This is a genomic window from Pseudomonas sp. SB113 (assembly GCF_040754745.1).
Classification (GTDB): domain Bacteria; phylum Pseudomonadota; class Gammaproteobacteria; order Pseudomonadales; family Pseudomonadaceae; genus Aquipseudomonas; species Aquipseudomonas grimontii.
In genome coordinates this window covers 124,545-139,164 of sequence record NZ_JBFMHW010000002.1, presented here as the reverse complement: position 1 = coordinate 139,164, position 14,620 = coordinate 124,545, and the positions used below count along the sequence as shown (strand labels likewise).

Annotated in this window: 9 protein-coding genes; all 9 read right to left on the bottom strand. The window is 61.2% G+C overall.

What is annotated here, in order from left to right:
* Position 1 precedes the first annotated feature (1 nt).
* Positions 2-445 (bottom strand): type II secretion system major pseudopilin GspG, encoded by a 444-nt coding sequence (gene gspG, locus AB1462_RS03435; protein ID WP_259193415.1) that lies wholly within the window; start codon positions 443-445, stop codon positions 2-4.
* Entirely contained in the window at positions 446-1,651 is a 1,206-nt protein-coding gene (gspF, locus tag AB1462_RS03430) for a type II secretion system inner membrane protein GspF (protein ID WP_367246171.1), read from the bottom strand.
* Between the two features lie 2 nt (positions 1,652-1,653).
* Entirely contained in the window at positions 1,654-3,102 is a 1,449-nt protein-coding gene (gene gspE, locus AB1462_RS03425; protein WP_367246169.1) for a type II secretion system ATPase GspE, read from the bottom strand.
* The gene (gspD, locus tag AB1462_RS03420; RefSeq protein WP_367246265.1) at positions 3,099-4,949 is read right to left on the bottom strand and encodes a type II secretion system secretin GspD; all 1,851 of its coding nucleotides are present in this window, start codon (positions 4,947-4,949) and stop codon (positions 3,099-3,101) included. Before gspD ends, gspE begins: the two co-directional genes overlap by 4 nt.
* 70 nt (positions 4,950-5,019) lie before the next feature.
* Positions 5,020-5,511, bottom strand: coding sequence for a type II secretion system protein N (locus tag AB1462_RS03415; RefSeq protein ID WP_367246168.1), 492 nt, complete (start codon positions 5,509-5,511; stop codon positions 5,020-5,022).
* A 187-nt stretch (positions 5,512-5,698) separates the two neighbouring features.
* Positions 5,699-7,159, bottom strand: coding sequence for an N-acetylglucosamine-binding protein GbpA (gene gbpA / locus AB1462_RS03410; RefSeq protein ID WP_367246166.1), 1,461 nt, complete (start codon positions 7,157-7,159; stop codon positions 5,699-5,701).
* Positions 7,160-7,486: 327 nt separating this feature from the next.
* Complete coding sequence (gene hemE, locus AB1462_RS03405; protein WP_090400968.1) at positions 7,487-8,554, bottom strand: uroporphyrinogen decarboxylase; 1,068 nt, start codon at positions 8,552-8,554, stop codon at positions 7,487-7,489.
* Positions 8,555-8,697: 143 nt separating this feature from the next.
* Positions 8,698-10,116, bottom strand: coding sequence for an FAD-dependent oxidoreductase (locus tag AB1462_RS03400; RefSeq protein ID WP_090400969.1), 1,419 nt, complete (start codon positions 10,114-10,116; stop codon positions 8,698-8,700).
* A 32-nt stretch (positions 10,117-10,148) separates the two neighbouring features.
* The gene (gene gltB, locus AB1462_RS03395; RefSeq protein ID WP_090400970.1) at positions 10,149-14,594 is read right to left on the bottom strand and encodes a glutamate synthase large subunit; all 4,446 of its coding nucleotides are present in this window, start codon (positions 14,592-14,594) and stop codon (positions 10,149-10,151) included.
* Positions 14,595-14,620 lie beyond the last annotated feature (26 nt).

Genomic DNA, 14,620 nt, shown 5'->3' with positions numbered 1-14,620 from the left:
CTCAATCTCCCCAGTTGCCGATATCAGCGGCATGGCCCTCGCCACCCACCACGCCATCGGCGCCGAAGGAATACAGGTCATAGCCACCGTTGGCGGAACGCACACCCGGGTTCAAGTATTGATAGGGCGTCCCCCACGGGTCGACCGGCGTGCTTTTCAGGTAGCCCTGAGGGTTCCAGTTCCTCGGCGCCGGGGTGCCGGCCGGTCGTTTGTTCAAGGCTTCGAGGCCTTGCAAGGTCGACGGGTAGTGGCCGTTGTCGAGACGGTACATCTCCAGGCTGGTCGCGACCGCCTGGACATCGGTTTTGGCTGCTGTCACCTTGGCCTGGTCGGGTCGACCCATGAACTGCGGTACCACAATGGCCCCCAGCACGCCGATGATCACGACCACCACCATGATTTCGATCAGGGTAAAACCCCGTTGGCCCTTAGGCATGTTCACCATTCAATTCACCAGTTGGTTAAGGCTGAGGATCGGCAACAGAATGGCCATGACGATCAGCAGCACCACACCGCCCATCACCACCAGCATTGCCGGCTCAAACAAACTCACCACCAATGTGATGCGGGCAGTGAGGCTTTTTTCCTGCTGTTCGGCGGCGCGCGCCAACATCCCGTCGAGTTCACCAGCGCGTTCGCCGCTGGCGATCATGTGCAGCATCAACGGCGGTATATCCCTGCTGGCTTCGAGGCCCCGGGTCAGCGTGCCGCCCTCTCGAACCGAGCGCGCGACATCGTTCATGCGTGCGCGGATGGTCACGTTGCCGATCACCGCTGCGGCAATTTCCAGGGCGTCCACCAGGGGCACGGCACTTTTACCGAGGATCGCCAGGGTGCTGGCGAACCGCGCCGCCTCCATCTCACGAAACACACTGCCCAACAGCGGCAGGTGCAGCACCAGGCTGTGCCACTGCCAGCGCCCGCGCGGTTGATGCAAGCGCCAGCGCAACAGCACACCCACGCCCGTCACCAGTAGCGCCAGCACCAGGCCATACGCACGCAAGCCGTGGCTGACGGTGATCATGGCGTGGGTCAGCCAGGGCAATGGCTGGCCACTGTCGACGAAGATCTTCACCACATCCGGCACCACATAACCAAGCAGAAAACCGACGATGGCCATGCAGGCGAACATCAGCAGGGCCGGATACACCAATGCCAGCTGGATCTTTTGCCGGGACGCCTGGCGGGCTTCGGTATAGGTTGCCAACTGCTCAAGCACATGTCCCAAGTGCCCGGAACGCTCGCCGGCAGCGATGGTGGCGCGGAACACGTCGGGAAACGCCCGGGGATAGGCACCCAGGGCCGAGGCCAGGGATTGCCCTTCCATCACTCGCTCACGTACCTGTGAAAGCAGGCTGCTGACCCGCCGCTTCCGGCTTTGCTGAACCACCGCCTGCAGTGCCTGCTCCAGCGGCAACCCGGCCTGAACCAGGGTCGACAGCTGCAACGTCAGCAGCGCCAAGTCACCGGCACCCAGCCCAACCGCTCCCGACCAAGTCGGGCCAACTCGCTCGCGCGCCAGATGCATCTGGCTCGGCAGCAGCCCGCGCTCACGCAACAACTGCCGGGCATGGCGCGGGCTGTCGGCCTCTTGCCGGCCCTTGTACGGGCGACCGTGGCGATCCTGGGCCCGATAGTCATAGCTGGGCATGGCTAGTCCTCCTGGATAACCCGCAACAGTTCATCGACGCTGGTCACGCCTTCAAGCACCCGCCGGCGGCCGTCCTCGAACAAGCTGCACGTACCTCGACGCGCCTCAGCGAGCAACGCTTGTTCACTGGCACCCTGATGAATCTGCGCGGACAGCGTCGGCGTTACCACGACCAACTCGTAGAGGCCGATACGCCCGCAATAGCCTTGGCGGCACTGTTCGCAGCCAACGGACTTGAACACGCGAGGCGCCTTCGCGGGGTCCAGCCCCAGCCGGCGACAGACCTCGGCGTCCGCCACGACGGCGACCTTGCAGGCCGGGCAAAGCCTGCGTACCAAGCGCTGCGCCAGCACGCCCACCAGCGACGACGCCAGCAGATAGGCATCCACGCCCATGTCCACCAGCCGAGTGACGGCGCCGATGGCACTGTTGGTATGCAGCGTCGACAACACCAAATGCCCGGTGAGAGAGGCCTGAACCGCAATTTCGGCGGTCTCACTGTCACGAATCTCACCCACCATCACCACATCCGGGTCCTGGCGCAGGATCGCCCGCAGGCCTCGCGCAAACGTCATCTCGACCTTGGGGTTGACCGGTGTCTGGCCGATGCCCGGCAGGTGATATTCAATCGGGTCTTCGACCGTGAGGATGTTGCGCGTCTGGTCATTGAGATGGGCCAATGCAGCATACAGACTGGTGGTCTTGCCCGACCCGGTCGGGCCGGTCACCAGGAGGATCCCGTGGGGTTTACCCAACAGTTGCTGCAAGTGACCAAGCGTGGTCGGCGCCATGCCCAGGCGGGCCAACTGCAGGCGCCCGGCCTGTTTGTCGAGCAGGCGCAGCACCACACGTTCGCCATGCGCGGAAGGCAGCGTGGAGACGCGTACATCGACTTCGTGCCCTGCCAGGCGCAACGCGATACGACCGTCTTGGGGAATGCGTTTTTCGGCAATGTCCAGGCACGCCATAACCTTGATTCGCGACACCAACAACGTTGCCAGCTCGCGCCGGGGTCGCAGCATTTCACGCAGTTGCCCATCGACGCGCATGCGCACCACCAGCGTGTGTTCAAAGGTTTCAAGGTGAATATCCGAGGCCTTTTCGCGCACCGCCTCACTGAGCAATGCGTTGATCAGCCGGATGATCGGCGCGTCACCTTGCTGCTCCAACAGATCGGCAGTCTGCGGCACCTGGTCCACCAGACTGAGCAGGTCCAGCTCCTCGTCCAACCCTTGGGCGACATGTTCGGCGGCCGTTTGCCCCTCGCTGTAAATCTTGGCCAATGCCAGGGCGAAGGCTTCATGGGTCAGCAGACGCAGCGGCAATTCGTCATCGCCCAGGCGACGAGCCTCGGCAATCGCGCTCAATGGCGTATCACTGCGCACGCTCAAATACCCATCGTCAATCAGCACGCCAAAACGCCGCGCAAACCCGAAGGGCAACGGCTTCATTGAGCGATCTCCGTCGGCCGGCGCAGGTCGAACAGTTGCTCCGCTTCATCGGGCAGTTGCAAGGCGGTATTGCGTTGCGGACCTGGCTGGCGCTCATCACGCAGGTCTTGATAACGCGCCTGGCTGATCCCGGAAAGCTGCTGGCCACTGCGCACAATGGTCGGGCGCAGGAACACCATCAGGTTGCTCTTGACCTGGGTATCACGGCGCCAGCGAAACAATGCGCCCAGATACGGAATATCGCGCAACAGCGGCACGCCGCTGGCCTGTGTGCGCACGCTGTCTTTGATCAGGCCTCCGATCACAATGATCTCGCCATCATCCGCGAGGATCGTGCTTTTCAGCGCACGCTTGTTGGTGATCAGGTCAGAGGAGTCGACCCCGGCGACCGCAGGGGCGATATCGGAGACCTCTTGCGCCACTTCCAGGCGCAGGGTCGAGCCTTCGTTGATGTAGGGCTTGATCTTGAGGCTGATCCCGACGTCCTTGCGCTCCACCGTGGTGAAGGGGTTATCCGCACCGCTGCTGTTGGTGGCGTAGGAACCAGTCTTGAACGGCACGTTTTGGCCGACGATAATTTCAGCCTCCTGGTTGTCCAGGGTCAGCAGGCTCGGTGTCGATAACAGGTTACTGCGCGTGTTGCTGGCCAGGGCGGACACCAGCGCACCGAAACGATCGCCGCCCAGCTTGAGCAGCGCCCCTTCCGGCAGCACGGTTTTATCATCGAAGTTGAGGGCGCCAAGGATCGGAATGCCGGTGCCGGGGAAGTTTAAAATCCCTTGCGCACTGCCGCGATTGAGCGCCCATTGCACACCGAGCGCCTCGCTGATGTCACCACTGACTTCTACGATCGCGGCATGAATCAACACCTGGGCCCGAGGTTGGTCCAGCTCTCGCACGATGCCTTCAAGGGTTGTCAGTTGTGCCGCTTCAGCGACAACGACCAAGGCATTCTGGCTTTCGTCAGCCCTGACCATGAATGGCGCGGCGGTCGTTGCGTCTTTCAGGGCAACGGCCGCAGGCTGGGATTTCATCCCCTGGCCCATGGAATCCAGCACCTCGGCCAATTGCTTGGCGTCGCTATAGCGCAAGCGGATGACCCGGGCATTGTCCAGGCGAGCGGGCGTGACCGTATCCAGGCTGCGTGCCAGTTGCACCAGACGTTGGCGCACAGCCGCCGTGCCCACGATCACCAACCGGTTGCTTCGCGGGTCGGCCAGGACCTGGATGGCATTGTCGACATTTTGCTTGCCGATAGACGCTTCCATCAGCCGCGCAATATCCGCCGCCACGCCATGGCGCAGCTCCACCAGCTCATGGGCATTTTTTGCCCCGGAATCCAGTTGCCTGACAACGTCGCCAATACGTCGCACGTTGCGTGCGGTATCTGTAATCACCAAGGCATTGGCTGAGACCGAGGGGCCGACGTAGCCATTGGCTGAAACCAGTGGCCGCACCAGCCCCGCCAGATCGGCTGCACTGCTGGCACCCAGGGCGATGACTTGCGTGACGAACTGCTGCTCAGCCGAGGTTCGCTCATCGGCATTGCCGGCCTGGGTCTTGGCCTGGGTCGCGGGGACAATCAGGAGCTGATCGCCCTGGTCGATAACACTGAAATCATGAGCGTCGAGCACGCTGTAAAACAGCCGTCGCACGCCCTCGCGATCCAATGCTTGGCGCGAGACCACGGTAATGCGTCCCTGGATGTTCGGGGCGAGGATCACGGTCGTGTCGAGGATGGTCGACATTTCCTCGACCACATCGCGCAGTTCGGCGTTGTTCATCGCCAGCTGCCAATGCTGTTCTGCGCCCGATGATTGCCCGGTATACAGCAGCACACCCAACATGAGCGCCCCCAAAACGCCTTTGCGGGTACGCCGGCTGATGGAACTGTTCATGGACCTGATCACTCCTCGGTTATTCACCGGTAGGCCGTAAATGTACGGCGGCAGCCGCCTGGCTGTGCGCGCGGGCAAGCGGCAGGAAGCGGCCGCCTGCGGCATGCAGGCTCAACAGCTCCTCACGACCTTGGCGCCACAACAGCACCTGCGCGGTTTCGACTCGGCGCAGCAGACTGCCTCCGGGCAAACGCTCCCCGGTGCGATAAAAACGTGCGCCATCGGCGCCCGCCAGTAAGGCCCGTGATTCGCTGTCCCTGGCGACCACAGTGGCCAGCAGCGTCAGCGGTTCGGCACTGTTCATGACGCCGCCTTGCGCGGTCATGCCAAACACCGTCGCCACTGCCCAGGTGTTGAGCGCTGCGCCTTGCGCTACAGCGACCACTGGAGCGGGCACCGCCTGCACAGCCTGGATCTGCACCTGGCGAAACTGCCACTCCTGCCACCCCAGCGTCAGTCCATAACCCAAGGGCAGCATCAGGAACAACACCTGCAATACCGCCGGCCTCATAACGCCCTCACTGGCAGCGCCTTAGTGGAAATAAGCTTCTGAAAATAAAGTGCACCACACGACATGGCAGCGGCCCTGGATTGGCCAGACGAATACCGCCCACCTGCAACTAAGTCGATACATTCAAATAAGAAAAAACACCCAGGCAAGTTTGAAAAAACTTGCCTGGGTTTATACCGCTACGAGGTCAAAGTTGATCCCAGGCCGTTTGCCAGTGATGGCCTACACCCGGCTCGAAACCGTTAGCCGTTGGCAGGTATTGTTTGCAGTAACCCGATACAGGGAACGGTTTGCACTCGTAAACTTCACCGGTTTGCGTATGCAATACACGCGTGCCCGCTTCGTAACTTGCCAACCCCTCAGGAAACACGAAGTGATAGTCCTTCGCGCCACCTTCGCCAGTCAGGTTGACAGGCTGGGTGTCCTGGCGCGTTGTACGCCCATCCACCGTGGTACCGAGCAACGTCATGTGATGCGTGCCCGGCTCACTGCGCACATCCATTTCCAACCAGGTACTGTCGCCCTGCGCGAGCGTCTTGAGGGTACCGACTGGCTTGTTGCCGGCGTCGAACAGAGTGGCCTCGATGTTCATGTCGCGGTTGGCGATCATGGCCAGACGCACTTTCGCCCGTCCCTTGTCCAGCACGTACTCAGGGGCAATTGCCGACAGCGCCATACGCACTTGCACATCTTCCTTGACGTCCAGCGTCAGCTCATAGCGAATCACACCACTGTCTTTCTGGGCGTACAGATTGTTCTTGCCTTTGACCGGCGCAATAGCGCCCTGCTCATCGCGAATACCTGCCTGAATCAGGCTCTGGGACTGGTTGATTTTTTCCGCCAGCTTGAACGCCCAGTTTTGCGGTTGCCCCTCATCGGCGCTGTCGATCATGACTTCAACAGAGTAAGCCGCACTTTCGCCAGCGGCGGTGAAGGCTCGGGCCTTGACCTTGTCACCCACCAGCAGGGTGGCGGAAGGCGTGATGCTGCCTACGGCACTCCAACCGCCCGGCAACTCGGGTTCGGCCAGGATGTTTACATCGACCACGTTGTAGAACGCCGCATCGGTATCACCGACCGTCCAGATACCCAGGATCACATGTGATCCGTTCTTGTCCTGGGGGATCACACAAGCATGCTTCTGACCACTGATCGGCAGCACGTTGCCGCCGTCCACGGTACAGAACGGCGTGCCCTCGAACGATGCGCGCTTGAGCGGCTCGTTAGGGTTCCAGCCATTACGGGTAATGAAGTACTCATGCTTGGTGGCCGGATGTGCCGCCGTATATGTCCAGTCGAAACTGATGTTTCTGTCCTTGATTTCGGTCTGGTGCCAACGGTTGGCGGACTGGGCGTCCATGGCCGAGAACAGGCCGATACCACCACTGGCGATCTTGCCGTCAACCGGCCCCTGCAACGGCGCACCGCCGACACCGGCGGGAAACCCCTTGAACGTTTCACCGACACTTTGCGGTTCGTATTGTGCGCCGCCACACTCTTTGTTCAGGCCTTTCTGGCACAGAAAAGCGCGTGAAGGTGGATCATTCAAGTAACCATGAGCCTGCGCGCTCTGAGCAGGTATCAACAATGCACTTAGCAACGCCAACGAGGAGACACCACCCCAACGTGACAGGTCTTTTTTAATCATTAAATTCAGGGCCTACTTAACCAGATGATAAAAACCCATATCATTTGAAAATATGGAAAACGTTTTCAAAGGTTTCTGTAATACAAGCAGGACTGAATTTTACGGCTCTAGAAATTATTTAATGTAGGAATAATTGAATATTCTCAATCGAACTTTCCAAAAAAATAAAAACTCTACCTGTATGTAAGAAGACTCCTACATATCAAAGAGAACTAAATGATAGATGGCCAGGCGGCAAGAAGGATCCACCCAGCACTACATAACTGATTCAGGTTATTCATTCCGAGTCCCCCCTCTTAGTGAAAGAGGGGGGCTAAGGCAGGGAAACTACACGTGATATTGCGCGGACAATTCATGCACCGCTTGCAGGAACGCGCCGGCATGGTCCGGGTTCACTTCCGGGGTAATGCCATGACCGAGGTTGAACACATGGCCGCTGCCTTTGCCGTAGCTGGCCAGGATGCGACCGACTTCGGCGCGGATCGCTTCCGGCTTGGCGTAAAGCACGGTCGGGTCCATGTTGCCTTGCAGGGCGACTTTGTCACCGACACGACGACGGGCATCGCCAATGTCGCAGGTCCAGTCCAGGCCCAATGCATCGGCACCCGCATCGGCGATGCTTTCCAGCCACAGGCCACCGCCCTTGGTGAACATGATGACCGGCACTTTACGGCCTTCGTGTTCACGGATCAGGCCGCTGACGATCTTGCGCATGTAGGCCAGGGAGAATTCCTGGTACGCCGCCGCGGACAGGTTGCCGCCCCAGGTATCGAAGATCTGTACCGCTTGCGCACCGGCCATGATCTGGCCGTTGAGGTAGGAGGTGACCGACTGGGCCAGCTTGTCCAGCAACAGGTGCATGGCTTGCGGGTTGTCGTAGAGCATGGCCTTGGTCTTGCGGAAGTCTTTCGACGAGCCACCTTCGACCATGTAGGTGGCCAGGGTCCATGGGCTGCCGGAGAAGCCGATCAGCGGCACGCGGCCGTTAAGCTCGCGGCGGATGGTGCTGACGGCGTCCATCACGTAGCCGAGGTCTTTTTGTGGGTCGGGGATCGGCAGGGCTTCGATATCGGCGAGGGTGCTGACGACTTTCTTGAAACGCGGGCCTTCGCCGGTCTCAAAATACAGGCCTTGGCCCATGGCGTCAGGGATGGTGAGGATGTCGGAGAAGAGGATGGCCGCGTCCAGTTGCGGGTAGCGGTCCAGCGGCTGCATCGTGACTTCGCAGGCGAACTCCGGGTTCATGCACAGGCTCATGAAGTCGCCGGCGTGGGCGCGGCTGGCGCGGTATTCCGGCAGGTAGCGACCGGCTTGACGCATCATCCACACAGGGGTGACGTCCACGGGTTGCTTGAGCAGGGCACGAAGGAAACGGTCGTTCTTGAGGGCAGTCATGTCGGCATCCGCAAAAAAAGTGCGGGCATTTTCTCAGAGCGAGACGGAGAAAGACAGTGACTAGCGACAAGCTACAAGCTGCAAGTGAAAAGCGCTGTTGCTTCAACTTGCCGCTTGCAGCTTATAGCTCGAAGCTGGCGTCGTCAGACGCCCAGGTAATCCAGGATGCCTTCGGCGGCATTGCGGCCTTCGAAGATCGCCGTCACCACCAGGTCGGACCCGCGCACCATGTCGCCACCGGCGAAGATTTTCGGGTTGCTGGTCTGGTGCTTGTACTGGCCTTGTTCCGGGGCCACGACACGGCCCTGGCTGTCGGTCTGGATCTCGAACTGCTCGAACCACGGCGCCGGGCTTGGACGGAAACCGAAGGCGATGACCACGGCGTCGGCCGGGATGATCTCTTCGGAGCCCGGGATCGGCTCGGGGCTGCGACGGCCGCGGGCGTCCGGTTCGCCGAGACGGGTCTCGACCACCTTCACGCCTTCGACGCGGTCTTCACCGACAATGGCGATCGGCTGGCGGTTGTAGAGGAATTTCACGCCTTCTTCCTTGGCGTTCTTCACCTCTTTGCGCGAGCCGGGCATGTTGGCTTCGTCACGGCGATACGCACAGGTCACCGACTTGGCGCCCTGGCGGATCGAAGTACGGTTGCAGTCCATTGCGGTGTCGCCACCGCCCAGCACCACGACCTTCTTGCCTTTCATGTCGACGAAATCTTCCGGCGACTTTTCAAAGCCCAGGTTGCGGTTGACGTTGGCAATCAGGAAATCCAGCGCGTCATACACGCCCGGCAGGTCTTCACCGGCAAAGCCGCCCTTCATGTAGGTGTAGGTGCCCATGCCCATGAACACGGCATCGTATTCGGCGAGCAGTTGCTCCATGGTCACGTCTTTGCCAATCTCGGTGTTCAGGCGGAACTCGATGCCCATGCCGGTGAACACTTCGCGACGGTTGCTCAGTACGGTTTTTTCCAGCTTGAACTCGGGGATTCCGAAGGTCAGCAGGCCGCCGATTTCCGGGTTCTTGTCGAACACCACCGGGGTCACGCCGCCACGCACCAGCACGTCGGCACAGCCCAGGCCCGCCGGGCCCGCACCGATGATCGCCACGCGCTTGCCGGTCGGCTTGACCTTGGACATGTCCGGACGCCAGCCCATGGCGAACGCGGTGTCGGTGATGTACTTCTCCACCGAACCGATGGTCACCGCGCCGAAGCCGTCGTTAAGGGTGCAGGCACCCTCGCACAGACGGTCCTGCGGGCACACCCGGCCGCAGACTTCCGGCAGGGTGTTGGTCTGGTGCGACAGCTCGGCGGCGGCGAGGATGTTGCCCTCGGCCACCAGCTTGAGCCAGTTGGGAATGAAGTTGTGCACCGGGCACTTCCATTCGCAATACGGGTTACCGCAACCCAGGCAACGGTGGGCCTGGTCGGCCGAGTGCTGGGGTTTGAAGGGTTCGTAGATTTCCACGAACTCTTTCTTGCGTTGACGCAACAGTTTCTTCTTCGGATCTTTGCGCCCGACATCGATGAACTGGAAGTCGTTATTCAGACGTTCAGCCATGTTAAAACCTCATCAAACTCTTCAGGCGCATATCACTGCGGGTTGGCACGGATGCTGGAAAGCAACGATTTCAGGTTGGCAGCCTTGGGCTTGACCAGCCAGAAACGACGCAGGTAATCATCGAGGTTTTCGGCGAGGTTACGACCCCATTCGCTGCCGGTCTCCTCGACGTACTCGTCCAGCACGTGCTGCAAGTGGTTCCGGTAGGACTCCATGGCTTCGCCGCTGATCCGCTGGATCTCGACCAACTCGTGGTTGACCCGGTCGACGAAGGTGTTGTCCTGGTCAAGCACGTAGGCGAACCCGCCGGTCATGCCCGAACCGAAGTTGTAACCGGTCTTGCCCAGTACCGCGACAAAGCCCCCGGTCATGTACTCGCAGCAGTGATCGCCAGTGCCTTCGACCACGGTGTGGGCACCGGAGTTACGCACGGCGAAACGCTCACCGGCCGTGCCGGCGGCGAACAGCTTGCCGCCGGTGGCGCCGTACAAGCAGGTGTTGCCGATGATGGCACTGTCCTGGGTCTTGTAGACGCTGCCTTTAGGCGGAACGATGACCAGCTTGCCGCCGGTCATGCCCTTGCCCACGTAGTCGTTGGCGTCGCCTTCCAGGTACATGTGCAGGCCGCCGGCGTTCCACACGCCGAAGCTCTGGCCCGCAGTGCCCTTGAAGCGGAAGGTGATCGGCGCTTTCGCCATACCCTGGTTGCCGTGCTTGCGCGCGATTTCGCCGGAGATGCGGGCGCCGATCGAACGGTCGCAGTTGCAGATGTCGAGGACGAACTCACCACCGCTGGCATCGTTGATCGAGGAGCCGGCCATTTCGACCATTTTCTCGGCCAGCAGGCCTTTGTCGAACGGCGGGTTGCGATCCACCTGGCAGAATTGTGGCTTGTCTGCCGGGATGTGATCGCTGCCCAACAGCGGCGTCAGGTCCAGGTGCTGTTGCTTGGCGGTCTGGCCTTCGAGGATGTCCAGCAGATCGGTGCGACCGATCAGCTCTTCCAGCGAACGCACGCCCAGCTTGGCCAGCCACTCACGGGTTTCTTCGGCGACGTAGGTGAAGAAGTTCACCACCATGTCGACGGTGCCGATGTAGTGATCCTTGCGCAGCTTCTCGTTCTGAGTCGCGACGCCGGTGGCGCAGTTGTTCAGGTGGCAGATGCGCAGGTATTTGCAGCCCAGGGCGATCATCGGCGCGGTGCCGAAGCCGAAGCTCTCGGCGCCGAGGATGGCGGCCTTGATCACGTCGAGGCCGGTTTTCAGGCCACCGTCGGTCTGCACCCGCACTTTGCCGCGCAGGTCGTTGCCGCGCAGGGTCTGGTGGGTTTCAGCCAGGCCCAGTTCCCACGGTGCACCGGCGTACTTGATCGAGGTCAGCGGCGATGCGCCCGTACCGCCGTCGTAGCCGGAGATGGTGATCAGGTCGGCATAGGCCTTGGCCACGCCGGCGGCGATGGTGCCCACGCCCGCTTCTGCTACCAGTTTCACCGAGACCAGGGCCTGCGGGTTGACTTGTTTCAGGTCGAAAATCAGCTGCGACAAATCTTCAATCGAGTAGATGTCGTGGTGCGGCGGTGGCGAGATCAGGGTCACGCCCGGCACTGCATAACGCAGCTTGGCGATCAGGCCGTTGACCTTGCCGCCCGGCAGCTGGCCGCCCTCACCGGGCTTGGCGCCCTGGGCAACCTTGATCTGCAGCACTTCGGCGTTGACCAGGTATTCCGGGGTCACGCCGAAACGGCCAGTCGCAACCTGCTTGATTTTCGAGCTCTTGATCGTGCCGTAGCGCGCCGGGTCTTCACCGCCTTCACCGGAGTTGGAACGCGCACCCAGGCGGTTCATGGCTTCGGCCAGGGCTTCGTGGGCCTCAGGCGACAAGGCGCCCAGGGAAATACCGGCAGAGTCGAAGCGCTTGAGGATCGATTCCAGCGGTTCGATTTCGCTGATGGCCAGCGGCGTGTCCAGGGTCTTCACCTTGAACAGGTCACGGATCATCGACACCGGGCGGTTATCCACCAGCGCGGTGTATTCCTTGAACTTGGCGTAGTCGCCCTGCTGCACGGCGGCTTGCAGGGTGCTGACCACGTCCGGGTTGTAGGCGTGATATTCGCCACCGTGCACGAACTTGAGCAGGCCACCTTGCTGGATCGGCTTGCGCGCGCTCCAGGCTTCGGCGGCCAGGGCTTTCTGTTCGGCCTCGATGTCGACGAAACGCGCACCCTTGATGCGGCTCGGCACGCCACGGAAGCTCAGGTCGCAGACCTCTTCCGACAAGCCGATGGCTTCGAACAGCTGCGCACCACGGTAGGAGGTGACGGTGGAGATGCCCATCTTCGACAGGATCTTCAGCAGGCCTTTGGTGATGCCCTTGCGGTAGTTCTTGAACACCTCGTAGAGGTCGCCCAGTACTTCACCGGTACGGATCAGGTCACCCAGCACTTCATAAGCGAGGAACGGGTACACCGCCGAGGCGCCGAAGCCGATCAGCACCGCAAAGTGATGCGGGTCGCGGGCGGTGGCGGTTTCGACAAGGATGTTGGAATCGCAGCGCAGGCCTTTTTCGGTCAGGCGGTGGTGCACCGCGCCGGTCGCCAGCGAAGCGTGGATCGGCAACTTGCCTGGAGCGATATGACGGTCGGTCAGCACGATCTGGGTACGACCGGCGCGCACAGCTTCTTCGGCCTGGTCGGCGACGTTACGCACGGCGGCTTCAAGGCCGAGGCTCTCGTCGTAGTTCAGGTCGATGATCTGGCGGTCGAAACCTGGGCGTTCCAGGGTCATCAGCGAGCGCCACTTGGCCGGGGACACGACCGGCGAGCTGAGGATCACCCGGGAGGCGTGCTCTGGCGACTCCTGGAAGATGTTGCGCTCGGCACCGAGGCAGACTTCCAGGGACATCACGATGGCTTCGCGCAGCGGGTCGATCGGTGGGTTGGTCACCTGGGCGAACTGCTGGCGGAAATAGTCGTACGGCGTGCGCACGCGCTGGGACAGCACGGCCATCGGCGTGTCATCGCCCATGGAGCCGACGGCCTCGTAGCCTTGCTCGCCGAGCGGGCGCAGCACCTGGTCGCGCTCTTCGAACGTGACCTGGTACATCTTCATGTACTGCTTGAGCTGGTCGATGTCGTAGAACGCCGAACCGTGGTCGTTGTCTTCCATGGTCGCCTGGATGCGCAGGGCGTTCTTGCGCAGCCATTGCTTGTACGGGTGACGGGACTTCAAGCGGTTGTCGATCGCATCGGTGTCGAGGATCTGCCCGGTTTCGGTGTCCACGGCGAGGATCTGGCCGGGGCCTACACGGCCTTTGGCGATAACGTCTTCAGGCTTGTAGTCCCACACGCCGATTTCCGACGCGAGGGTGATGAAACCGTTGGTGGTCGTGACCCAACGTGCCGGGCGCAGACCGTTACGGTCGAGCAGGCACACCGCGTAGCGACCGTCGGTCATGACCACGCCGGCCGGGCCGTCCCACGGCTCCATGTGCATCGAGTTGTACTCATAGAACGCCCGCAGATCGGGGTCCATGGTCTCGACGTTCTGCCACGCAGGCGGAATGATCATGCGCACGCCACGGAACAGGTCGATGCCGCCGGTGACCATCAGTTCGAGCATGTTGTCCATGCTGGAGGAGTCGGAACCCACGCGGTTGACCAGCGGGCCGAGCTCTTCGAGATCCATCAAATCGTTGGCGAACTTGGTGCGACGGGCCACGGCCCAGTTGCGGTTGCCGGTGATGGTGTTGATCTCGCCGTTGTGGGCGAGGAAGCGGAATGGCTGGGCCAACGGCCATTTCGGCAGGGTGTTGGTGGAGAAGCGCTGGTGGAACACGCAAATGGCGGTTTGCAGGCGCTCATCGCTCAGGTCTGGATAGAAGGCGGTCAAGTCCGCCGGCATCATCAGGCCTTTATAAATGATGGTCTTGTGGGAAAAGCTGCAGATGTAGTGGTCGACATCCGCCGCGTTGGACACGGACGAGCGACGACGGGAGGTGAACAGCTTGATCGCCATGTCCTGGTCGCTCAGGCCGTCACCTGCGATGAACACTTGTTCGATCTGCGGCAGGCGCTCCAGAGCCAGGCGGCCGAGCACACTGGTGTCGATCGGCACTTTGCGCCAGCCGACAAGTTGCAGGCCGGCAGCAACGATCTCGCGGTTCATGTTCTCGCGAGCGGCTTCGGCTTTGACCGGGTCCTGGTTGAAAAACACCATGCCCACGGCGTACTGCTTGGGCAGGTCGACAGCGAAATGCTCTTTGGCGACCGCGCGCAGGAACAGGTCGGGCTTTTGAATCAGCAAGCCGCAGCCGTCACCGGTCTTGCCGTCGGCGTTGATCCCACCGCGGTGGGTCATGCAGGTCAGGGCCTCGATGGCCGTTTGCAAAAGGGTATGACTGGGCTCGCCCTGCATATGGGCTATCAGGCCGAAACCGCAGTTATCCTTGAATTCATCGGGTTGGTACAGACCTGCTTTCATAGACACTTTCTCACCAGGCTGCCTCT